This window comes from Streptomyces sp. NPDC058955, from assembly GCF_042741435.1.
In the GTDB taxonomy this organism is placed as follows: domain Bacteria; phylum Actinomycetota; class Actinomycetes; order Streptomycetales; family Streptomycetaceae; genus Streptomyces.
The window spans coordinates 1-22,196 of sequence record NZ_JBHYKM010000125.1 but is presented as its reverse complement, the minus strand read 5'-3'; the positions used below and the strand labels follow the sequence as shown (position 1 = coordinate 22,196).

Annotated in this window: 18 protein-coding genes, 1 tRNA gene and 2 pseudogenes; 12 read left to right on the top strand and 9 right to left on the bottom strand. The window is 74.1% G+C overall.

Features of this window, described 5'->3' with window-relative positions; all coding sequences use genetic code 11:
• Positions 1-630, top strand: a pseudogene (locus ACFW1I_RS32540) (hypothetical protein); the annotation flags it as partial.
• A gap of 87 nt (positions 631-717) precedes the next feature.
• Positions 718-794, top strand: a tRNA-Ala gene (locus ACFW1I_RS32535).
• 71 nt (positions 795-865) lie between these two features.
• Here the strand turns inward: ACFW1I_RS32535 and ACFW1I_RS32530 are convergent.
• Both ACFW1I_RS32530 and ACFW1I_RS32525 read right to left on the bottom strand, forming a co-directional pair.
• A pseudogene (locus ACFW1I_RS32530) lies at positions 866-1,690 on the bottom strand (collagenase); the annotation flags it as partial.
• Positions 1,691-1,936: 246 nt separating this feature from the next.
• Positions 1,937-2,419 (bottom strand): GNAT family N-acetyltransferase, encoded by a 483-nt coding sequence (locus ACFW1I_RS32525; RefSeq protein WP_384676695.1) that lies wholly within the window; start codon positions 2,417-2,419, stop codon positions 1,937-1,939.
• A 50-nt stretch (positions 2,420-2,469) separates the two neighbouring features.
• On the opposite strand from ACFW1I_RS32525, the gene ACFW1I_RS32520 reads away from it, so the two are divergent.
• Complete coding sequence (locus ACFW1I_RS32520) at positions 2,470-3,270, top strand: exodeoxyribonuclease III (RefSeq protein WP_384676693.1); 801 nt, start codon at positions 2,470-2,472, stop codon at positions 3,268-3,270.
• A gap of 23 nt (positions 3,271-3,293) precedes the next feature.
• Here the strand turns inward: ACFW1I_RS32520 and ACFW1I_RS32515 are convergent, their stop codons facing one another.
• Positions 3,294-4,859 carry a recombinase family protein gene (locus ACFW1I_RS32515; protein WP_384676691.1) on the bottom strand — a complete coding sequence of 522 codons (1,566 nt, stop codon included), beginning with the start codon at positions 4,857-4,859 and terminating at the stop codon, positions 3,294-3,296.
• Positions 4,860-5,080: 221 nt separating this feature from the next.
• Between ACFW1I_RS32515 and ACFW1I_RS32510 the strand changes: the two genes are divergently transcribed.
• Together ACFW1I_RS32510 and ACFW1I_RS32505 are read left to right on the top strand one after the other, a co-directional pair.
• Positions 5,081-5,782 (top strand): response regulator transcription factor, encoded by a 702-nt coding sequence (locus ACFW1I_RS32510; RefSeq protein ID WP_384676689.1) that lies wholly within the window; start codon positions 5,081-5,083, stop codon positions 5,780-5,782.
• Positions 5,779-7,446 (top strand): sensor histidine kinase, encoded by a 1,668-nt coding sequence (locus ACFW1I_RS32505; RefSeq protein ID WP_384676687.1) that lies wholly within the window; start codon positions 5,779-5,781, stop codon positions 7,444-7,446. Before ACFW1I_RS32510 ends, ACFW1I_RS32505 begins: the two co-directional genes overlap by 4 nt.
• Positions 7,447-7,453: 7 nt before the next feature.
• Here ACFW1I_RS32505 and ACFW1I_RS32500 read toward each other — a convergent pair whose 3' ends face one another.
• From ACFW1I_RS32500 to ACFW1I_RS32480, 5 genes are all read right to left on the bottom strand, one after another.
• Entirely contained in the window at positions 7,454-8,647 is a 1,194-nt protein-coding gene (locus ACFW1I_RS32500; RefSeq protein WP_384676685.1) for an ABC transporter permease, read from the bottom strand.
• Entirely contained in the window at positions 8,644-9,357 is a 714-nt protein-coding gene (locus tag ACFW1I_RS32495; protein ID WP_384676683.1) for an ABC transporter ATP-binding protein, read from the bottom strand. Before ACFW1I_RS32495 ends, ACFW1I_RS32500 begins: the two co-directional genes overlap by 4 nt.
• Positions 9,354-10,592: a peptidoglycan-binding protein gene (locus ACFW1I_RS32490; protein ID WP_384676681.1), complete on the bottom strand. Its 1,239-nt coding sequence runs from the start codon at positions 10,590-10,592 to the stop codon at positions 9,354-9,356. Before ACFW1I_RS32490 ends, ACFW1I_RS32495 begins: the two co-directional genes overlap by 4 nt.
• Positions 10,593-10,595: 3 nt before the next feature.
• Positions 10,596-11,180: a hypothetical protein gene (locus ACFW1I_RS32485; RefSeq protein ID WP_384676679.1), complete on the bottom strand. Its 585-nt coding sequence runs from the start codon at positions 11,178-11,180 to the stop codon at positions 10,596-10,598.
• A 170-nt stretch (positions 11,181-11,350) separates the two neighbouring features.
• Complete coding sequence (locus tag ACFW1I_RS32480; protein WP_384676677.1) at positions 11,351-12,013, bottom strand: MerR family transcriptional regulator; 663 nt, start codon at positions 12,011-12,013, stop codon at positions 11,351-11,353.
• 160 nt (positions 12,014-12,173) lie between these two features.
• On the opposite strand from ACFW1I_RS32480, the gene ACFW1I_RS32475 reads away from it, so the two are divergent.
• The 5 genes from ACFW1I_RS32475 (at position 12,174) to ACFW1I_RS32455 (ending at position 16,456) form a co-directional block, all read left to right on the top strand.
• Positions 12,174-13,697: a flavin-containing monooxygenase gene (locus tag ACFW1I_RS32475; RefSeq protein WP_384676675.1), complete on the top strand. Its 1,524-nt coding sequence runs from the start codon at positions 12,174-12,176 to the stop codon at positions 13,695-13,697.
• On the top strand, positions 13,694-14,599 hold the full coding sequence (locus tag ACFW1I_RS32470) for an alpha/beta fold hydrolase (protein WP_384676673.1): 906 nt from the start codon (positions 13,694-13,696) through the stop codon (positions 14,597-14,599). The genes ACFW1I_RS32475 and ACFW1I_RS32470 overlap by 4 nt, the downstream gene beginning before the upstream one ends.
• Complete coding sequence (locus ACFW1I_RS32465) at positions 14,596-15,477, top strand: SDR family oxidoreductase (RefSeq protein WP_384676671.1); 882 nt, start codon at positions 14,596-14,598, stop codon at positions 15,475-15,477. Before ACFW1I_RS32470 ends, ACFW1I_RS32465 begins: the two co-directional genes overlap by 4 nt.
• 123 nt (positions 15,478-15,600) lie before the next feature.
• Positions 15,601-15,786 (top strand): hypothetical protein, encoded by a 186-nt coding sequence (locus tag ACFW1I_RS32460; protein WP_384676669.1) that lies wholly within the window; start codon positions 15,601-15,603, stop codon positions 15,784-15,786.
• 148 nt (positions 15,787-15,934) lie between these two features.
• On the top strand, positions 15,935-16,456 hold the full coding sequence (locus ACFW1I_RS32455; protein ID WP_384676667.1) for a GNAT family N-acetyltransferase: 522 nt from the start codon (positions 15,935-15,937) through the stop codon (positions 16,454-16,456).
• On the opposite strand, the gene ACFW1I_RS32450 is transcribed toward ACFW1I_RS32455, so the two are convergent.
• Positions 16,399-19,689 carry a S41 family peptidase gene (locus ACFW1I_RS32450; protein WP_384676665.1) on the bottom strand — a complete coding sequence of 1,097 codons (3,291 nt, stop codon included), beginning with the start codon at positions 19,687-19,689 and terminating at the stop codon, positions 16,399-16,401. The genes ACFW1I_RS32455 and ACFW1I_RS32450 overlap by 58 nt on opposite strands.
• A 192-nt stretch (positions 19,690-19,881) precedes the next feature.
• On the opposite strand from ACFW1I_RS32450, the gene ACFW1I_RS32445 reads away from it, so the two are divergent.
• Together ACFW1I_RS32445 and ACFW1I_RS32440 are read left to right on the top strand one after the other, a co-directional pair.
• The gene (locus ACFW1I_RS32445; RefSeq protein WP_384676663.1) at positions 19,882-20,454 is read left to right on the top strand and encodes a TetR/AcrR family transcriptional regulator; all 573 of its coding nucleotides are present in this window, start codon (positions 19,882-19,884) and stop codon (positions 20,452-20,454) included.
• Between the two features lie 102 nt (positions 20,455-20,556).
• On the top strand, positions 20,557-22,196 hold a 1,640-nt coding region (locus ACFW1I_RS32440), incomplete at its 3' end, for an MMPL family transporter (protein ID WP_384676661.1).

The window sequence follows — 22,196 nt, the reverse complement described above, 5'->3', positions numbered from 1 at the left end:
GCCCTGGCCCGCCGCCGGAGCACCACGATCGTGCTCTTCTCCGCCTTCACCCTCGGCGCCGTGGTCGCCGCCGTCGGCGGCGTCGCCTTCCTGTGGGCGCCGGCCGTCCCCGCCGTGCTGCTCAGCGCGTACATCGTCCATCTGCGCGGCCAGGAGCGCCGCCGGTTCGTCTACGTGATGGACCGCCGCCGCGCCGAGGCCGCCGCCGCCCGGCTCCGCGAGAGCCGCCGGGCCGCCGCGCCGACGCCCGAGCCGGAGCCGACGCCCGCGCCGGTGGTCTCCCCGCAGGAGGCCGACCGGCGCGCGCTGGTCGAGCAGACCGACCACGCCGAGTGGGTGGACCAGCAGCGCGAACGCGGCCCGGCCCGCGGCGACAGCTGGGACCCGGTGCCGGTGCCGCTGCCCACGTACGTCACCGCGCCGGTCGCCCCGCGCGCCTCCCACGGCGTGGACGTCACCGACCCGGAGACCTGGAGCGCCGCCCGCTCCTCCACCGCCGAGCAGCCCCCGGCCGCCGCACCCGCCCCGCGCCGCCGTCCCGCGCCGCCGCGCCGGGGCCGCGACCACGGCCGGACCCCGCTCTTCGACCAGTACGCGGACGAGGACCGGCCCCGCGCCGCCAACGAATGACGGCGGTGCGGCGGGTCCTCGTCTGACCTGCGGCGGAAGCGATTTTTCTTCTCGCCGATCGGGATGCTAATGTTTCACACGTCGCAGGGGCCTGTGGCGCAGTCCGGTAGCGCACCTCGTTCGCATCGAGGGGGTCAGGGGTTCGAATCCCCTCAGGTCCACCAGCGGATGACGAGATCCCGTCCGATCGAAAGATCGGGCGGGATCTTCGTCGTTCACGGGGTGCGCGTCACGCGCCCGCGGCCACCGCCGTCAGCCAGTCGTTCCAGTCGCTCTCGTAGTCCAGCGAGGTGAGGAAGGAACGCGCGGCGGCCCAGTCGCCGGTGCGGTAGTGGCCGAGCACGGTGGCGACGTCGGCCGGGTGCTCCTCGACCATGTAACGGGCGGCCAGGTAGCCCCAGTTGTAGGTGCGGTTCACATCGCTGTTGGCGTACGTCGTGTCGAACAGCGTGCGCAGGGAGTACGTGTGGTTGCCGGCCTCGGCCAGGGCCTTGCTGTACGGGATGCCGCGGTAGGAGTAGGAGACGTACTCCGCGATGCCCTCGCCCCACCACACGGTGGGCGTGGTCTGGCTGTCGGAGAAGTCGCCGTACAGGTCGTAGCGGCCGTCGAGGTAGTGCGTGTACTCGTGGTTGAGGTTCCAGATCTGCCAGCCGGGGCTCACGTCGGTGCGCTCGTAGCAGATGAACCGCGGCTGGTTGCCGACCCGGGAGGGGTCGCCCTCCAGGTACATGCCGCCGTTGTTCGTGTCGATGCCGTAGATCTTCCGCGCGTAGTTCTTGTAGTCCGCGCTGGAGTTGAAGACGTCGACCTCCAGGGTGGTGTTGTGGTCGTCCGCGACCGGACCGGAGTCCTTGACCACGCCGTGGAAGAAGGCGTCCTGGTTCGCCAGGCTCGCGCAGGTCGCCGCCAGCTGGGCGGCGGTCATCTCCTGGGCCCGGATCCGCAGCGACGGGCTGCAGTCGTGGACGATCGGCAGGATGCGGGACTCCAGCCCGCCGCCGCCCGCCGGGGCGAGCTCGGCCTTGCCGTGGGCCGGGCGCTGGGCCGGGTCGGCGAAGACGTGGGGCGGCTCGGGGGCGGCCGGGGCGGCCTGGGCGGGGGCGGCGGCTGCGGCCGCTATGAGCAGGGCGGCGGCGGTGAGGGTGAGGGCGCGCACAATTCACTCCTGGGGATGGGGAGTCGGAGACCGTCGTCGACGGCTGCGGAGTAAAATTGCACATGTCACATGGCTGGGCAAGGGGTCGTGCACGACGAGGCCCCGCCCGGTCGAGGACGACCGGACGGGGCCTCGTGACCCACGGACTCAGATCAGCGGCTTGGCGAAGCAGCGGCTGTTCTCGTAGTGGCGGTAGTGGCCGAACTTGGCGCACGGCTCGTAGCCGCTGGAGAGGTACAGGGCGATGGCCTCGGGCTGGGCCGTGCCGGTCTCCAGGACCATGCGGGTCCGGCCGGCGGCGCGGGCGTCCTCCTCCAGGAGGGCGAGGAGCCGGCGGGCCAGGCCCAGGCCGCGCGCCTCGGGTATCACGTACATCCGCTTCAGCTCGGCGTCGCCGTCCGCGTACCCCTCCTCGTTCTCGTCCTGGCGGCGCCAGGCCCCGCTGGCGACCGGCCGCTCCCCGGCGTCGTACGCGAGCAGGTAGAGGCCGTGCGGCGGGACGAACATCCCGGGGTCGAGCGGTGTGGCGTCGCCCTCACCGTCGCCGTAGCGGACGACGTACTCCGCCTGCACCTCGTCCTGCAGTTTCACGGCGTCGGGGTGGTCGTACGGGACCGGCTGGATGCGCATGGCGTCGATCGTACGTGTATGCGAGTGCCGGGTGTCGGTATTCTCCCGGGATGTTCACTGTCACGACCGCGAACGTCAACGGCCTCCGCGCCGCCGCCAAGAAGGGCTTCGTCGAGTGGCTGGCGGAGACCTCCGCCGACGCCGTCTGCCTCCAGGAGGTGCGCGCCGAGGAGGCGCAGCTGCCCGACGAGGTCCGGGCCCCCGACGGCTGGTTCACCGCCCACGCCCCCGCCGCCGCCAAGGGCCGCGCCGGCGTCTCCCTCTACCTGCGCCGCGAGCCCGACGCCGTCCGCGTCGGCTTCGGCTCGACCGAGTTCGACGGCTCCGGCCGCTACATCGAGGCCGACCTGCCCGGCGTCACCGTCGCCAGCCTCTACCTCCCCTCCGGCGAGGCCGAGACCGAGAAGCAGGACGAGAAGTACCGCTTCATGGGCGAGTTCCTGCCCTACCTCAAGGAGCTGCGGGTCCGCGCCGCCGCCGACGGGCGCGAGGTCGTCGTCTGCGGCGACTGGAACATCGCCCACCACGAGGCCGACCTCAAGAACTGGCGGGCCAACCGCAAGAGCGCCGGCTTCCTCCCCGAGGAGCGCGCGTGGCTCACCCGCGTCCTGGAGGAGACCGACGGCGGCTACGTCGACGTCGTCCGCGCCCTCCACCCCGACCAGGAGGGCCCCTACTCCTGGTGGTCCTACCGCGGCCGCGCCTTCGACAACGACACGGGTTGGCGCATCGACCTCATCTGCGCGACGCCCGGCATGGCAGGGCGAGCCACCAAGGCGTACGTGGAGCGGGCCGCCACCCACGCCGAGCGGTGGAGCGACCACGCGCCCGTGACGGCCGTCTTCGAGTAGGCGCCGGGCCCGGGGGCGAGCGGTCAGGTGGAGGGCGTGGTTTCCTCTGCTGCCGCGAGCGGGTTCCCGGGCGACGCCAACGCGAACGACAGCCGCTCCCGGTCCGGGCCCTTCAAGCGGTCGGCCCCTCCACCGGACCGGCCCTTCGCCACGGTCGCGCGTGCCCCGACGTCCAGGAGGAGACGGCGGCGGCCGACGGCGTCCTGCCGGGACCAGAAGTCGGCGTACGTCTCGCCCGTCTCCACCGTCTCCGTCCGGGCCGGCGTCCGGGGCGCCGCCTCCAGCACCTCCGCGCGGCGCTCCAAAACGTCGATCTCCTCCTGCCAGATCATCCGGCCCGTGCGGGACCTGCGGGACTCCTTGTCCGCGTACAGGGCCCGGAGCTCCGACTCCACCTCCCGGAGCTCCGGAGCGGGGTCGTAGCCCGGGTGCGTGACGACCTTCGTCATCCGGGCGGTCCCGACGCGCGCCATGACCTCGGCCTCCACGTACGCCTCCAGCCAGTCGGCGCGCATGCCCGCGGGTGCCGGGCAGCGTTCGCCCCTGGCGGTGGCCCGGCAGTTGTAGTCCATGCCCCCGGCCCGTCGGGACAGATAGAGGTTTCCCCCGCATCCCCGGCACTTCGCGATGCCCAGGAGCATCGCCCGGGTGTCCTTGCGGGTGCGGTTCTGCTGGGGCGTCAGCGCGTTCATGTGCTCCTGGAGGGCGTCGAACTCCTCCGGGGACAAGATCGGGTCACCGATCGGCACGGGATTCCCGTCATGGTCCCGGACAGGTTTCCCCCGGTGGAGGCGGTAGCCCATCAAGGCAGGGGAGCGGAGGATCTTCGACAGGGTTCCCGCGGTCCAGCGGAAGCGGTCGTGGCGGCGGCCGGCGCGTACCCCGCCCGGCTCGCGGCCCGCTTTCACGGCCTGGTAGTCGCGGGGGACCAGGGTGCCTGCTTCGTTCAGCGCCGTCGCGACGGCGGTGAGGGACCTGCCGCTCAGAACGTCGCGGACGATGCCCGTCAGGATCCGCACGGCCTCCGGGGCGGGCGCCAGCTTGAACCCCTTCCCGTCCGAGTTCCTGATCCTCTCGTATCCGTACGGGACGAGACCCCCGGAGTAACGGCCCTCGGCGCGGAGGGCCGCGTGGGCGCCCGCGACGCGTTCCTGGACGGAGAGCGCCTCCATCTGGGCGCTGAAGGCCAGCATCATCATGATCAGCTCCGACACGGGTGACACGGTCCGCATGTCGAGTTCCAAAGGAGCGCCGCCAGGGCCCTCCGCGAAGACGAGGAGCTTCCCATGGGTCTTCGCCCAGCGGCCCAGCTCCACCATGTCGGCCATGGAGCGGACGGCACGGTCCATACGCCACCAGATGATCATGTCGAAGTCGTCGGGGCGGGCCAGCCAGGCACCCAGCTCCGGACGGTCGAAGGGTGTCGTCTTCGTCGCGGACACGTCCAGATCCGCCGCTTCGCCGACGACGGCGGCGCCACGGCGCGCTGCTTCGCCCGCGTTGGCGGCGCGCTGGCGGCCCGGTGACGTCGTCCTGTCATTCCGGACCGACAGACGGATGGCGCTCAGGGCCCGTGGTTGGTCGACCATGGTGGGCACCGTAATGAAGTCCCTCTCGATCGGCTCAGGAGTCGACTACTTGTTGGCCACAACTCGCCAACGCCGCCCGGAGGCGCCCCGGACGTGTCTTCGTGGTCGGTGAGGGGGCAGGTCACGGAGGGCGCCGATCGGTCCCGCGCGGTCCCGGACCGGCCCGCCCGGACCGCCCGGGGTACCGTGCTGCGACGGCACGGGCCCGGGTGGGGGGATTCTTGAGCGCGCGCATTCTGGTCGCCGAGGACGACGGGAAGCAGTCCCGGCTGATTCGGCTGTATCTGGAGCGGGAGGGGAACTCCGTCCAGGTGGTCGCGGACGGGCGGGCCGCGCTGGAGCGGGTGCGGGCGGCGCGGCCGGATCTGGTGGTGCTCGACGTCATGCTGCCCGCCGTCGACGGGCTCGACGTGTGCCGGATCCTGCGCGGCGAGGGGTCCGATGTGCCGATCCTGCTGCTCACCGCCCGCAGCACCGAGGAGGACCTGCTGCTCGGGCTCGACCTCGGCGCCGACGACTATCTGACCAAGCCGTACAGCCCCCGGGAGCTGACCGCCCGGGTGCGCGCGCTGCTGCGGCGGTCCCGGGCCGGCGGGGGCGCGCCGGCCGAGCTGATCCGGGCGGGCGGGATCACGCTCGACACCGCCCGCTTCGAGGTCACGGTCGAGGGGCGGCCCGTCGCGCTCACCGCGAAGGAGTTCGCGGTCCTGGAGGCCCTGGTGCGGGAGCCCGGGCGGGTCTTCACCCGGACCCTGATCATCGAACGGGTCTTCGGGTTCGACAGCGACGTCCTGGAGCGGACCGTCGACGCCCACGTCCGCAACCTGCGGCGCAAGCTCGAACCCGACCCGGCCCGGCCCCGCTACCTGGAGACGGTGTACGGGCGCGGCTACCGGATCGCCGACCCGGGGGAGCGGTCGTGAGCTTCCGGCTGCGGGTCCTCGCGCTCGTCCTGCTCGTCGCCGCCGCGGCCACCGCCGCCACCGCCTGGCTCACCCTCCGCCAGGCCGCCGGGCAGCTCCGCGAGTCCGCCGCCGCCGACCAGCGTTCCGTCACCCGGATCACCGAGGAGCTGCGGGGCTACGCGGCCGGTCACGGCACCTGGGACGGGGTCCTCCCGCTGGTCCGCACCCTCGCCGAGGAGACCGGCCAGCGGATCCGCATCGGCACCGACGCCCAGGGGCAGCTCGCCGACTCCGACGCCCTCCTCGGCCGCGACCCCCGCCCCGGCGGCACCGCGCCGGCCCTCCTCGTGGACCCCCGGCCGCGGCTCGACCTGTCCTCCTTCAGGATCCCGCTCGCCGCCACCAAACAGACCGCGAGCGCCCTCTTCGAGTACAGCGCCGGCGTCGCCCACGCCGCCTGCCTCACCCGGGCCGGGCACCAGGTCACCGTCGTCCCCGGCCCCTACGGGCTGCCCGACTTCAAGGACGGCGGCAAGGCCCCCGGCGCCCCGGCCGGGTCGGCCTCCTGCGTCCGCGTCGAGACGGCGCCCAGCGCGGTCCTCCAGGCCGACTTCCTGGCCCTCGACACCTGCCGCGCCGGCCCCGCCGACGTCTTCCACGCCTGCCTGCGGCGGGTCTTCAACGAACGGACCGCCGCCGTCGCCCCGCAGCCGCTCACCGTCCGGCTCGGTGCCGTCGACGACGCCGGCCGGAGCCTCGCCGCCGGCCCCGTGGCCGCCGTCGCCGCCGGTGTCGCCCTCGCCGCCCTGGGCTGCGCGGCCCTCCTCAGCCGCGCCGTGCTCCGCCCCGTGCGCGCCCTGACCACCGCCACCCGGGGCCTCGGCGAGGGCGACCTCGGGCGCCGGGTCCCCGCCGCGGGCAAGGACGAGATCGGCGAACTCGGCCGTGCCTTCAACCGCATGGCCGACTCCCTCGCCGCCAGCGAGGAGCGCCAGCGCCGGCTGGTCGGGGACATCGCCCATGAGCTCCGCACCCCGCTCGCGAACCTCCGCGGCTATCTGGAGGCCCTGCGCGACGGCGTCCTGGAGGCCGACCCGGAGCTCCTCGACTCGCTCCACGAGGAGGTCCTCCTCCAGCAGCGGATCGTCGACGACCTCCAGGACCTCGCCCTCGCCGAGGCCGGCGCCCTCACCTACCACCGGCGCGCCCTCGACGCCCGCGAGCTCCTCGACGCCTGCCGCACCGCGCACAGCGCCCGCGCGGCGGCGGCCGGGGTCGGGCTGGCGGTGACCGGTCCGGCGCCGGGCGCCGTCCGGCTGCACGGGGACCCGGACCGGCTCCGGCAGGCGCTCGGCAACCTGGTCGGCAACGCCGTCCGGCACACCCCGGCGGGCGGCTCCGTCACGCTGGAGCTGGCCCGGGACGGCGGGCGGGTACGGATCGCGGTCCGGGACACCGGCAGCGGCATCCCGGCCGCCGACCTGCCGCACCTCTTCGACCGGTTCTGGCGCGCGGACGCGGCCCGGGGGCGGGCCACCGGCGGCAGCGGCCTCGGCCTCTCCATCTGCCGGCGGATCGTCGCCGACCACGGCGGGACCGTCGAGGCCGCCAGTCAGGTCGGGACCGGCTCGGTCTTCACGGTCCTGCTGCCGGAGGGGGGCGTGGACGCGCCGGTCGGCTGAGCGCCGGTCAGCTGCCGGACAGCGCCACCGTCGGGGCGAGCCGGCCGGCCCGTACCGCCGGCCAGACGCCCGCCAGCGCGCCGATCAGCAGCGTGCAGCCGAGCCCCGACGCCGTCGCCCAGGCCGGGACGACCGTCGGCCAGCCCCGGCCCACCGCGTACACGCCGGTGACGAGGGTGCCGAGCAGCGCGCCGCCCAGTCCGCCGAGCGCCGACAGCAGCAGCGACTCGGTGACGAACTGGCCCCGGATCTGGGCCCGGGTCGCGCCGAGGGCCCGGCGCAGTCCGATCTCGGGGCGGCGTTCCAGGACCGAGATCACCATGGTGTTGGCCACGCCGACGCCGCCCACGAGCAGGGCCACGCCGCCGAGGCCGAGCAGCAGGCCGGTCAGCGTCGACTCCGTCGCCTCGCGGGCGGCGAGCGCGTCGGAGGGGCGGGAGACCTGCACGGCGTCGGAGCGGGCGGGGTCGGCGGTGGCGGCGAGCACCGCCCGTACGTCGGTCACCGCGCGGTCCTCGGCGCGGACGTACACCGTCGACGGATGCCCGTCGAACCGCAGGTACGTGCGGGCGGCGGGGCCGCCGACCAGCGCGGCCCCGTCCAGTTCGGGCGCGAGCGGCACCGGGTCGAGGACGCCGATCAGCGAGAACCAGCGGCCTCCGATCCACAGCCGGGTCCCGGGGGTGCGGACGTCGAGCCGCTGGGCGGCGGTGGCGCCGAGGACGACCGCCGGATAGCGCTCGGTCGCCGCGTCCAGCCAGCGGCCCCGGCCGATCCGCCCGCCGACGGCCGCGAGCAGGTCGCCGTCGGTCGCCTGGACGGTGAGCGAGCCGGTGCGGCCCTCCGGCATCCGCTCGTTGCGGTACACCTTCGCGTCCGTGCGGCCGGTGGCGGCGACCTCCAGGACCGGCGGGACGCGGCGGATCATGCGGACCGCGTCGGCCGGGAGCTTCGCCCGGTCGCCGCCCAGCTCGACGCCGGGCTGCACCCGGAGCAGGTTGGTGCCGAGCGCGTCGAGCCGGCGTTCCACCTCGGCCCGGCCGGAGCCGGAGATGCCGACGACCGCGATCATCGCGGCGACGCCGATCGCGATGCCGAGCGCGGAGAGGAAGGCCCGCAGGGGCCGGGTGCGCAGCCCGGTGCCGCCGAGGCGGACGGCGTCGCCGGGGCGCAGCCGGGCGGCCCGCAGCCGGTCGGTCATGCGGTCGCTCCTGTCCGGGTGCGTGGGGCGGTGTCGGTGACGATCCGGCCGTCGCGGAGTTCGACGCGTCGGGGGAGGGCGGCGGCGATGTCGCGGTCGTGGGTGATGACCACGACCGTGGTGCCGGCCGCGTTCAGTTCGCGCAGCAGGTCGAGGACGGCGGTTCCGGAGACGGAGTCGAGGTTGCCGGTGGGCTCGTCGGCGAGCAGGACGGCGGGTTCGCCGACCACCGCCCGCGCGACCGCGACCCGTTGGCGTTCGCCGCCGGAGAGCTGGTGCGGCAGGTGGTGGAGGCGGTGGCGGAGGCCGACCCGGGCGAGGGCGGCGGCGGCCCGGGCCCGGCGGAGGCGGCGCGGGACGCCGGCGTACAGCAGGCCGTCGGCGACGGTGTCGAGGACCGGGACGCCGACCGCCAGGTGGAACTGCTGGAAGACGAAGCCGATGCGGGTCGCCCGCAGGGCCGAGACCTCGCGGTCGGTGAGTCCGGCCACGTCGTGTCCGTCGACCAGGACGCTGCCGGTGGTCGGCACGTCCAGGCTGCCCATGAGGTGCAGCATGCTGGACTTGCCGGAGCCGGACGGGCCGACGACGGCGAGGAGTTCGCCGCGGTCGACGGTCAGGCTGACGTCGCGGACGGCGGTGACGCCGCCGGGGTACGTCTTCGACACGGAGCGGAACTCGACGACGGGGGTGGGTGCGGGGTGGGTCACTTCGGGATCCTCACCTTCAGGCCCTCGCGGATCTCGGGGCCGCCGACCTCGACCTTCCCGTCGGCGAAGAGGCCGGTGCGGGCGGTGACGAAGCGGCCGTCCTCGGTCTCCAGGCCGTGTCCGCCCTCGGCGAGGGCGACCAGGGCGGCGACCGGTACGGCGAGGATGTCCGCGCGGCTGCGGCCCACGTAGGCGACGGTGACCGGGCCGCTCTCCAGCCGGCCGAGGGCCCGTTGGTCGGCGACGGTGACGGTGACGGGCACGGTGGGCGGGCTGCCGGCCGCTCCGCCCTCGGGTGCGGACGCCTTCCGTCCGACGCCCGCGACCTCGCCCGCGACGGTCTTCCCGTCGGGCAGGGTCACGGTGACGGCGGTGCCGCGGGTCGCCCAGGACGCCTCCTCGGCGGACGCCTGGACGGTGACCTTGCGGGAGGATCCGGTGAAGGGCAGCACGTTCTCGCCGGCGGGCTGGCCGGGCCGGACGGCTGGCTGGCCGAGGCGGATGCGGCCGGAGGCGTACACGACGTCGCCGAGGCCGACCCGGCCCGTCTCGGGCAGGCCGAGGGAGCGCTGCCAGCGCTTCACGGCCCGCTCGGTGCCGGCGGTGAACTCCTCGTCGACGGTGAAGCCGGTGTGGCCGAGGGCGGCGAGGTTGGACTCGAACTGGAGGACGTCCATGCCGCGGAGGGGGGCGGGGGCCGGAGTCACCGGGGCGGCGGGCGGCGGTGTGGTGGCCTTCCCGGGCTGCGGAGCGTCGGGGGTCTTCGTGGTTCCGGTGGCCTCGGGTGCTGCCCCCTCGGGTGCCTCCGCGGGGGCCTGGGTGCGCCCGAGTTCGCGGTACATCGGCAGGGTGCCGTAGAGCAGCACGACCGGTCGGTCGTCGACGCGCAGCAGGGTGTCGCCGCGTTCGGCGGTGGTGCCGGCCTCGGGGAGCCAGGTGACGGTGCCGGTCGCCCTGACCGGCAGGGGGATCTCGGCGCCGTATCCCAACTCGCCCTCGACCTCGGTGCGTTCGGTGAGGGTGGTGCGGGTGACGGTGACGGTGGAGCCGGCGCGCGGGGGCGCTCCGGGCGGTTCCTCGGCGCCGCCGCCGAGGCCGAGCCGGCCGACGACGGCGACGGTGGCGACGACGGCGATCGCGGCGCCGGCGAGGAGGGTGGTGCGGCGCCGCCGGCGCGGCGGCGGCGCGCCGTGCGCCGGGGTGCCGGGTTCGGTCGGGGCGGGGGTCTCGCGCATGGCTCAGCCCTTGCCCGGGCCGGACTCGGCGGGGCGGCCGACGATCGGTGCGCAGATCCGGGAGGCGCGCTTGGCGGCGGCGGTGGTGGAGTCCCACTGCTGCTCGTCGCCGTAGACGTGTCCGTCGGCCTCGGGGTCGGGGAAGTCGGGGGCGCCGTTCTTCTGCATGCAGTCGGCGAACTCGACCTGTTTCCCGATCTGTTCGGGGGTGAGCTTCGGGGCGAGTCGGCGTTCCAGGGCGGCGGGGACGGTCGGCATGTCCTTGCCGCAGGTCTCCAGGACCTTGCGCTGGGTCGGGCTCCGCTTGATCGCGCCGACGTCGGCGATCTCGACCTGCCCGTTCTCGTCCGGGTCGGGGGCGTCGATGCCGCCCTTGCGGAGGCAGGCCACCCAGGCGCGCTTGGCCTCGATGTACGCGGCGATCTCGGCCTCGTCGCCGGTCGGGCCGGTCGTGGTGGCGCCGGCGCGGGGGGTGTCGGCGGTCCTGGCGCTGGGGATGCCGGTCCCCGGGTCGTTCGTGCCGCAGCCGGTCAGTGCGAAGGCGGCGGCCGCCGCGACGGCGGCGAGCAGCGTCCGGTCGGTCCTCATCGGTTCCTCGGTCCCCGTTCTGGTTCGGTCGGCCCGGCCGCGGGAGCGCGGCGGGCGGACCGACCGTAGGGCGGGGATGATGAAGAACTTTCGAAGAACCTGTCAGGCGCCGGAGAGGTCCCGGATCGGCTCCGCGCCGTGCGGCCGCCGTCCCGGTGCGGTCCGGCGGGTCAGCCCTGCGTGCCGCGCAGCCGCCGGTCGAGGGCCATGGAGAGCTCGGCCTCGACGACGCTCTTGGCGAGCGGGCGCAGCCGCTGGAGGTCGCCGTCCCTGACGTGGGTGCCGAGGACGTCGGCGAAGAGGGCGGCGAGGGCGTCGGCGTGTTCGCGGACGCGGGCGCCGGCCCTGAGGACCTCGGCGAGCGGGACGCCCTCGCGGACGAGGGCGGCGGAGACGTCGAGGAGCCGGCGGCTGACGTGGACGATGTCCTCGCCGTCGGTGGCGAGGTAGCCGAGGTCGAGGGCGGCGGCGAGGTTCTCCGGGGTGACCTCGCCGGCGAAGTGGTCGGCCAGTTCCTCGGGGGTGAGCCGGACGGGCTCCTCCTCGGTCGGGGGGCCCAGTTCCAGGACCTCGCCGACGTCCCGGCCGGACTCGAAGGCGGCGGTGAGGTCGGCGATCCCGGTGAGGGTGTGGCCCCGTTCGAGGAGGGCGGCGATGGTCCGCAGCCGGGCCAGGTGGCGCTCGTCGTACCAGGCGATCCGGCCTTCCCGCCGGGGCGGCGGGATGAGTCCACGCTCCCGGTAGAACCGCAGGGTGCGCACGGTGATCCCGGCCGCCTCGGCCAGTTCGGCCATGCGGTACTCGTGCGGGGGCTCCTGGGCCTCCGGGGGCATCGCCTGTACTCCTGATCGTTCCGCCACGCCCGCCAGCCTATGTTGTACCGCCGGTAACTTTCCCTCGCCCGACCCCTACCGCTCGGTATGGAGCTGCTCTACAGTCCCGACTGTGCCAGTGATTGCTGGCGGAATCTTGGCCGGGCGCACGGGAGGCGGCATGGCGAAGCACGAGCACGTTCGGGTGGCGGTGATCGGATCGGGGTTCGGCGGGCTCGGGGCCGCCGTCCGGCTGCGCCGCGAGGGGATCACGGACTTCGTCGTCCTGGAGCGGGCCGACTCCGTGGGCGGCACCTGGCGGGACAACAGCTACCCCGGGTGCGCCTGCGACGTGCCCTCGCACCTCTACTCCTTCTCCTTCGCGCCCAACCCGGACTGGCCGCGCACCTTCTCCGGCCAGCGGCACATCCGGGCCTACCTGGAGCACGTCACCGACACCTTCGGACTCCGGCCGCACCTGCGGCTGAACCACGAGGTCGAGCGGATGGAGTGGGACGCCGACGAGCTGCGCTGGCGGATCGAGACCAGCTCCGGATCCTTCAGCGCCGACGTCGTCGTCTCCGCCACCGGACCGCTCTCCGACCCCAAGATCCCCGACATCCCGGGGCTCGACGGCTTCACCGGCAAGGTCTTCCACTCGGCCCGCTGGGACCACGACTACGACCTCCGCGGCAAGCGCGTCGCCATGATCGGCACCGGCGCCTCCGCCATCCAGATCGTGCCCGCGATCCAGCCCGAGGTCGCCAGGCTGACCCTCTTCCAGCGCACCGCGCCCTGGGTCATGCCCCGCATGGACCGGGCCATCAGCGGCCCCGAGCGCTGGCTGCACCGCAAGCTGCCGCTCACCGCCACCCTGCGCCGCGGCATCCTCTGGGGCATCCGCGAGCTCCAGGTCGGCGCCTTCACCAAGCACCCGGGCGAGCTGGGCCTGGTCGAGAAGCTGGCCAAGGCCAACATCGCCAAGTCGATCAAGGACCCGGTGCTGCGGGCCAAGCTCACGCCCTCGTACCGCATCGGCTGCAAGCGGATCCTGCTCTCCAACGCCTACTACCCGGCCCTCGCCCAGCCCAACGTGGACGTCGTCACCGGCGGCCTCAAGGAGGTCCGCGGCAATGTCGTCGTCGGCTCCGACGGCAGCGAGACCGAGGTCGACGCGATCGTCTTCGGCACCGGCTTCCACGTCACCGACATGCCGATCGCCCCGCGCGTCATCGGCGCCGACGGCCGCTCGCTCGCCGAGGCGTGGAAGGGCGGCATGGAGGCGCTGCGCGGCGCCACCGCCGCCGGCTTCCCCAACTGGATGACGATCATCGGGCCCAACACCGGCCTCGGGAACTCCTCCATGATCCTCATGATCGAGTCCCAGCTGAACTACATGGCCGACTACCTCCGCCAGCTGAACGTGCTGGGCGGCCGGGCCGCCCTCGCCGTCCGCCCCTCCGCCGTGAACGCCTGGAACCGCAAGGTGCAGAACCGCATGGAGCGGACCGTCTGGAAGGCCGGCGGCTGCGACAGCTGGTACCTCGACGCCAACGGGCGCAACACCACCCTGTGGCCGGGCACCACCGGCGAGTTCCGCCGCGAGACCCGGCAGGTCGACCTCTCCGAGTACGAGGTCGTCCGCGCCCCCAAGCCGGTGAAGGCCACCGCCCGCCCGTCCCGGAAGAAGGAGGCCGCCCAGTGATCCCCCTTCCCGCGCCCCGCACCCTCACCGTCCGCTCCGCCGACGGCGCCGAGCTGCACGTCGAGGCGTACGGCCCCGAGGGCGCGCCCGCCGTCGTCCTCGCCCACGGCTGGACCTGCTCCACCGCCTTCTGGGCCGAGCAGATCCGGGCCCTGGCCGCCGACCACCGGGTGATCGCCTACGACCAGCGCGGCCACGGCCGCTCCCCGGTCCCCGCCGCCGGCGGCTACTCGACCACCGCGCTCGCCGACGACCTGGAGGCGGTGCTCACCGCCACCCTCGGGCCCGGCGAGCGGGCCGTGATCGCCGGCCACTCCATGGGCGGCATGACGATCATGGCCGCGGCCGGCCGGCCCGGCTTCGTCCAGCACGCCGCCGCCGTCCTGCTCTGTTCGACCGGCCCGTCCCGGCTCACCGCCGAGGCGACCGTGGTGCCGCTCGGCCCCGGCGGCCTGCGGACCCGGCTCACCGGCGCCGTCCTCGGCTCGAAGGCGCCGCTCGGCCCGGTCACCGGGATCTCGAAGAAGATCCTCAAGTACGCGACGATGGGACCGGGCTCGGCGCCCGACCGGGTGGACGCCTGCGCCCGGATCGTGCACGCCTGCCCGCGCCCGTCCCGCCACGGCTGGTCGCAGGTGCTCGCCGGGCTCGACCTGGAGGCGGGCGTCCGGGACATCAGGGTGCCGGCCGCCGTCCTCGTCGGCACCGCCGACCGGCTCACCCCGCCGGTGCACTCCCGGGCCATGGCCGAGGCGCTGCCGCACTGCACCGGCCTGACCGAACTGGCCGGCATGGGCCACATGACGCCGGTCGAGGCCCCGGAGGCCGTCACCGCGCAGATCCGCGAACTGACGCTCACCTCTCTCGGAGCGCGTCCGACCAGCAAGGAGGCAGGGGCATGAGCAGGGTCAGCCTGGAAGGACAGGTCGCCGTCGTCACCGGCGGCGCCCGCGGCGTCGGCGAGCTGCTCGCCCGCAAGCTCTCCGCGCGCGGCGCGAAGATCGCGCTCGTCGGCCTGGAGCCCGAACTCCTGAAGGAGGTCGCCGGCCGGCTGCACACCGAGGCCGACTGGTGGGAGGCCGACGTCACCGACCACGAGGCGATGGCCCGGGTCGCCGCCGACGTGAAGGAGCGGTTCGGGAAGGTCGACATCGTCGTCGCCAACGCGGGCGTGGCGGCGGGCGGTCCGTTCGTCGAGTCCGACCCGGTCGCCTGGCGGCGGGTCATCGAGGTCAACCTGATCGGCGGGGCGGTCACCGGCCGCGCCTTCCTGCCGGTCCTCATGGAGTCCCGGGGGTACTTCCTCCAGATCGCCTCGCTCGCCGCGATCACCCCGGCCCCGATGATGACCGCGTACTGCGCCTCCAAGTCCGGCGTCGAGGCGTTCGCGCACAGCCTGCGCGCCGAGGTCGCCTACAAGGGCGTCAAGGTCGGCGTCGGCTACCTCTCCTGGACCGACACCGACATGGTGCGGGGCGCCGACCAGGACGACGTGATGAAGGAGCTGCGGCAGCGGCTGCCGTGGCCGTCCAACCGCACCTACCCGCTCGGCCCGGCCGTCGACCGGATCGTCGAGGGCATCGAGCGCCGCTCGGCCCATGTGTACGCACAGTGGTGGCTGCGCGGGATACAGTCGATCCGCGGCTATCTGCCCGGCGTCATCGCCACCGTCGGCAAGCGCGAGGTCGCCCGCTTCGAACCCCGGCTCTCCACGGTCTCCAAGGGCCTGGTGGGCGCGGGCGGCGCGGCCGACGAGCAGGCCCGGAAGGAGAGCGCCTGACCGGTCCGGGCACGGACCGTGACTGATCGAAATGCGTGGGGTGTTCGCTCGTGCAAGGCTGGTCGAGGCCCAGGGGCAACCATCGCCCCGTCCCCCTCACACCCCTTCTAGGAGTGAACCTTCATGGGCATCAAGGACCAGTTCCAGGACAAGGCGCAGGAGCTTCAGGACCGCGCCAAGAAGGCCATGGGCAACGCCAAGGACGAAGCCTCCCAGCGCGCCTCGCAGGGTCGCGAGGGCTCGCAGGAGGCCAAGGAGCGCGCCCAGCGGGAGGCGCGCGAGCGCATGGAGCGCGACCGCGACGCCTGACGCCCGTCCTGTGACGAGGGGCGCACCCGGGACGCCGGGTGCGCCCCTCGCGCGTGCGCGCGCGTCCCGGTGCGGCGCCCCCACGCGCGGGCGCGGGCGTGGCGCAATTCACGCGCGCCGGGCGCGGGGATCTCCGTACCGTGTCCCCATGCCGGTACTCGAACTCCTGCGCTCCGACCACGCGCCCGCCCTGCTCGCCTTCGAGCGGGAGAACCGGGCGTACTTCGCCGCCACCGTGCCCGACCGGGGGGACGCGTACTTCGACGAGTTCGCCGCCCGCCACCGGGCCCTGCTCGACGAGCAGGAGGAGGGGACCATCCGCTTCCACGTCCTGGTGGCGGAGGACGGCGCGGTCCTCGGCCGGATCAACCTGATCGACCTCGCCGACGGCGGGGCCGAACTCGGCTACCGGATCGCCGAGTCGGCCACCGGCCGGGGGCTCGCCACCCGGGGCGTCCTGGAGGTCTGCCGGCTCGCCGTGGACGAGTACGGGCTGCGCCGGCTGTACGCCAAGGCGTCGCCGGACAACCCGGCCTCCCGGGCGGTGCTCGCCCGGGTCGGCTTCGGGGCGGTCGGCCGCGAGACGCTGAAGACCGGGGAGTCCGCGATCGCCTACGAGCTGGACCTCGGGGGCAGTTTCGGGCGGGAGCGGTCCGGCACGGACTCGTAGCCGGGCGGGCTCGCGGCGGGCTCCGCCTCCAGCAGGGCGAGCGCCTTGTGGACGGCGTCGTCGAGCTGGGCGTGCCGGCCCTCGGCCCAGTCGAGCGGGGTGCGCAGGACGGCGAGGTCGGGTTCGACGCCGTGGTTCTCCACGGACCAGCCCCAGGCGCCGAACCAGGCCGCGTTCATGGGGACGGTGATCTGGGTGCCGTCGCCGAGCTTGTGCCGGCCGGTCATGCCGACGACGCCGCCCCAGGTGCGCTGGCCGACGACCGGGCCGAGGCCGAGCAGCTTGAAGGCGGCGGTGATCATGTCGCCGTCGGAGGAGGTGGCCTCGTCGGCGAGGGCTACGACGGGGCCGCGCGGGGCGTTCGAGGCGTAGCTGACGGGCTGGGCGTTGCGGGTGAGGTCCCAGCCGATGATCTTCCGGGTCAGGGTCTCCACGACGAGTTCGCTGATGTGGCCGCCGGCGTTGCCGCGCACGTCGACGATGAGGGCGGGCCGGGAGACCTCCATCCGCAGGTCGCGGTTGAACTGGGCCCAGCCGGAGCCGCCCATGTCGGGGATGTGGAGGTAGCCGCAGCGGCCGCCGCTGATCTCCCGGACCACGGCCCGCCGTTTGGCCACCCAGTCCTGGTAGCGCAGCGGTCGTTCGTCGATCAGCGGGACGACGGCGACGCGGCGGGAGCGGCCCTCGCCGCCGGCCGGGGTGAAGGTGAGTTCGACGGTGGTGCCGCCGGTGCCGGCCAGCAGCGGGTAGGGGCCGGTGACGGGGTCGACGGGCCGGCCGTCGACGTGGGTGAGGGCGGCGCCCTCGCGGATGCCCGTACCGGCGAGCGGGGAGCGGGCCTTGGAGTCGGAGGAGTCGCCGGGGAGGATCCGCTTGACGACCCAGCCGCCGTCGCGGGGGACGAGGTTGGCGCCGAGGAGGCCCTGGGGGCGCTGGTAGTGGGCGGGGCCCTCGTTGCGCCGGGCGGGGGTGACGTAGGCGTGGGAGGTGCCGAGTTCGCCCATGACCTCGCGGAGCAGGTCGGCGAACTCGTCGGGGGAGGCGACCCGTTCGAGCAGCGGACGGTACTGGTCGAGGATCGCGTCCCAGTCGACGCCGCCCATGCCGGGCTCCCAGAAGTAGGCGCGGACGATCCGCCCGGCCTCGTCGTAGGACTGGCGCCACTCGGCGCCGGGGTCGACGTCGTGGAGGATGCGGCGCAGGTCGAGGTAGACGGTGGAGTCGCCGTCGCCGGGTTCGGTGGCGGGCACGGCCCGCAGTTCGCCCTCGTCGAAGACGACGAGCCGGGTGCCGTCGCCGCTGACCGCGAACCAGTCGAGGTCGCGGGCGAGTTCGGTGCGCCGGGCCTTGACGACGGAGAAGTGCTCCAGGGTGGGGCGGCCGGAGGTGTCGGCGGGGTTGGCGAAGGTCTCGCCGAGGGCGCCGGAGATGGGCCAGCGCAGCCAGACGAGCCCGCCGCCGGAGACCGGGGCGAGCGCCGAGTACTTGGAGGCGGCGACGGGGAAGGGGGTGACCCGGTCGGGCAGGCCCTCGATCTCGACGGTGACCGTGCCGTCGCCGCTGTCGGCGCCGTCGTCGGCGGGGTCGAGTCCGCCGGCCGCCGGGCGTCCGTCGGGGAGGAGCGCGAAGGGGGAGGGGGTCGCCGAGGAGAGCGGCACCAGGTAGGGGCGGCAGCCGAGCGGGAACGACAGGTCGCCGGTGTGGACGTCGTACACCGGGTCGAAGCCGCGCCAGGAGAGGAAGGCGAGATAGCGGCCGTCGCTGGTGAAGACGGGGTTCTCGTCCTCGAAGCGGCCGTTGGTGACGTCGATGACGGTGCGCGGGCCCGGGCCGGAGATGCGGACGAGCTTGATGGAGCGCAGGGAGCGGCCGATGCCGGGGTGGGACCAGGTGAGCCAGGCGCCGTCGGGGGAGAAGGCGAGGTCGCGGACGGGGCCGTTGACGGAGCGGATGAGCTCGGTGACCTCCCCGTTGGAGTCCTCGGTGGCGTCGATGAGGAGGAGCCGGCCGTCGTTGGAGGCGATGGCGAGCCGTTCGCCGTCGGAGTCGGCGACCAGTTCCTCGACCCGGCCCAGCTCGCCCGCGGCGCGCCGGCGCGGCGGCCGGTCGCCGCTGGCCCGGGGCAGATAGGCGATCTCGACGGCGTCCTCGCCCTCGGCGTCGGTGACGTAGGCGATCTGGCCGCCGCTGCCGAGCATCTCGGGGAGCCGGACGCGGACGCCGGGGGTGTCGGTGATGGCGCGGGCGGGCCCGTCGCGGTGGGTGAGCCAGTACAGGCTGCCGCGGACGCCGACGGCGCTGGCCCGGCCGGTCTCGTCGACGGAGAGCGCGTCGACGTGCCGGGCGGCGGGCACCTGGTACGGCCGCCGGCCGGCCCGCTGGCCGCCGAGGCGGACCTCCAGGCGGCGCGGCTCGCCGCCGGCGGTGAAGTCCTCGACGATCCACAGCTCGCCGGCGCACTGGTAGACGACCCGGTGGCCGTCGGAGGAGGCGTGCCGGGCGTAGAAGTCGGCGTGGTCGGTGTGGCGGCGCAGTCCGGTGCCGTCGGGGCGGCAGGAGTAGAGGTTGCCGATGCCCTCGTGGTCGGAGAGGAAGGCGATCCGGTAGCCGTCCTCGCCGGGCGGCGCGGTGACGAACATCGGGTCGGCGAGGTGGCCTTCGAGGTCGGCGAGGAGCCGTTCGCCGTGCAGCCAGAGGCGGCCGGTGGCGCCGCCCCGGTAGCGCTTCCAGGCGGCGGGCTCGTGCGGCGGGGTGCCGGTGAGGAGCAGGGTGCGGCGCTCGCCGTCGACGTCCCGGACGGCGATGTCGGAGACGGGGCCCCAGGGCATCCGGCGGCCGGGGGAGCCGTCGGTGGCGACGGTGTAGGCCCAGGAGAAGTACGAGAAGGGCTGGCCCTGCGAGGAGGCGGCGAGGATGTCGCCGTCGGGGGACCAGCCGCAGACCCGGGTGTCGGTGGAGCCCCAGTGGGTGAGCTGGCGGGCGTGGCCGCCGTCGACCGGGACGAGGTGGATCTCGGGGTCGAGGCTGCGCCAGTTCGTGTACGCGATGTGGCGCCCGTCCGGCGAGAAGCGGGGGTGCCCGGCCCGGGTGCGGTCGACGGTGAGCCGCCAGGCGCGGCCGGGGCTCTGTCCGTCGGGGACGAGCGGGGCGACCCAGAGGTCGTCCTCGGCCGTGAAGCACAGCAGGTCGTCGTGGAGGTGCGGGAAGCGGAGGTAGGCCACGTCGTCTCTCACCCGTTCATGCTTTCCGCGCGGAGGGGGTGCGGCAACTCGTACGGGCGTACGGAAGGTGGCAGGGGGTGTGTGGCCCAGGCCACGTACGAAACGGTTTCGTTTCGCTGGCGGCCGGGGTACCTTCGTACCGTACGCAGAGTACGAAACCGTTTCGTTCGCTCTGCTCGTCCCCGCAGCACCGGAGGTCCGGACATGGCCCGCAGCAGACTCACTCCCGAGCGGGAGTCCGAGCTGTACGCGGCCGTGCTCGACCTCCTCCGCGAGGTCGGCTACGACGCCCTCACCATGGACGCCGTCGCCGCCCGCACCCACTCCAGCAAGGCCACCCTCTACCGCCAGTGGGGGAGCAAGCCGGAGCTGGTCGCCACGGCCCTGCGCCACAACAAGCCGTCCGGCTTCGACCAGATCGACACCGGATCCCTGCGCGGCGACTTCCGGGAACTCCTGGCCCTCGCCGACGACTGTCAGATGGAGAAGGACACCGCGCTGATGCGGGGTCTGGCCCATGCCGTCCACACCCACCCGGACCTGCACCAGGCGCTGCGGGAACTGCTCATCGAACCCGAGCTGAACGGTTTCGACGAGTTCCTCCGGCGCGCGGTCCGCAGGGGCGAGGTCGCGCCGGACAACCCGGCCCTGGCCTTCGTCCCGCACATGCTGATCGGAGCGCTCGTCGCCCGCCCGCTGATCGACGACCAGCCGGTCGACCACGCCTTCCTCAGCAGATACGTCGACGCCGTCGTGCTCCCCTCACTCGGCGTCTGACCCGCACCACCCGTCCAACCTGCTCCACCTGACTGCGCACCGCTCACGCCGTCGGGCCGGCTCCCCATGCCCTGTCCCACCCCACTATGGGAGTACGCACCCGTGGCCACCTTCCTGTACAAGCTGGGCCGCACCGCCTTCCGGCGCCGACGGCTCGTCGCCCTCCTCTGGGTGGCGCTGCTCGCGATCGCCGGAGTCGGCGCCGCCACCGCGCCCGCCGCGACCTCCAGCTCCTTCTCCATCCCCGGCACCGAGGCCCAGCGCGCCTTCGACCTGCTCGAAGAGCGGTTCCCCGGCGCCGGCGCCGACGGCGCCACCGCCCGGGTCGTCTTCAAGGCCCCCGACGGCACGAAGATGACCGACGCGGCCCCCAAGGCCGTCGTCGAGGAGACCGTCGCCGCCCTGAAGTCGGGCTCCGACCAGATCGTCTCCGTCACCGACCCGTACACGGCCCAGGCCGTCTCCCGGGACGGCTCCACCGCCTACGTCTCCGTCGCCTACGAGGTCAACGCGATGGAGCTGACCGACGGGACCCGCGAGGCCCTCGAACAGGCCGGCCACGCCGCCCAGGGCAAGGGGCTGACGGTCGAGGTCGGCGGCGACGCCCTCCAGACCATGCCCGAGACCGGCACCGGCGAGATCGTCGGCGTCGTCATCGCCGGCATCGTCCTCGTCATCACCTTCGGCTCGCTCGTCGCGGCCGGACTCCCGCTGCTCACCGCGATCATCGGCGTCGGCATCGGCGTCTCCACGATCACCGCGCTCGCGGGCGTCCTCGACCTCGGCACCACCACCTCCACCCTCGCGATGATGATCGGCCTCGCCGTCGGCATCGACTACGCCCTCTTCATCGTCTCCCGCTACCGCTCCGAGGTGGCCGACGGGCGCAGCAAGGAGGAGGCCGCGGGCCGCGCCACCGGCACCGCCGGATCGGCCGTCGTCTTCGCCGGACTCACCGTCGTCATCGCCCTCGTCGGCCTCGCCGTCGTCAACATCCCGATGCTGACGAAGATGGGCTTCGCCGCCGCCGGCACCGTCGTCATCGCCGTCCTCATCGCCCTCACCCTCATCCCGGCGCTGCTCGGCTTCGCCGGCGACAAGGTGATCGGCCGCAAGCAGCGCAAGGGCGCCGAGGCCCCGGAGAAGTCCGGGAAGCCGAACGCCGGCACCCGCTGGGCCCGCTTCGTCATCCGCCGCCCGCTCTTCGTCCTGCTGGCCGGCGTCATCGGCCTCGGCGCCATCGCCGTCCCGGCCGCCTCCCTGGAGATGGGCCTGCCCGACGACGGCGTGAAGCCGGTCTCCGCGACCGAGCGCCGCGCCTACGACCTGCTCTCCGAGGGCTTCGGCCCCGGCTTCAACGGCCCGCTGCTCGTCGTCGTCGACGGCGACAGGGCCACCGCCGACCGGACCGTCTCCACCATCAAGGAGCTCGACGGCATCGCCGCGGTCACCCCGGCCACGCCCAACAAGGCCGGCGACGCCGCCATGATCACGGTGATCCCGAAGGACCGCCCGTCCTCCGGCGCCACCGAGACCCTGGTCCACGACATCCGCGACGCCACCGGCGACGACGTCCTCGTCACCGGCGCCACCGCGATGAACATCGACTTCTCGCAGAAGATGAACGACGCCCTCGTGCCCTACCTGGCACTCGTCGTCGGCCTCGCCTTCGTCCTGCTGACCGTGGTCTTCCGCTCGATCCTCGTCCCCCTCAAGGCCGCCCTCGGCTTCCTGCTCTCGGT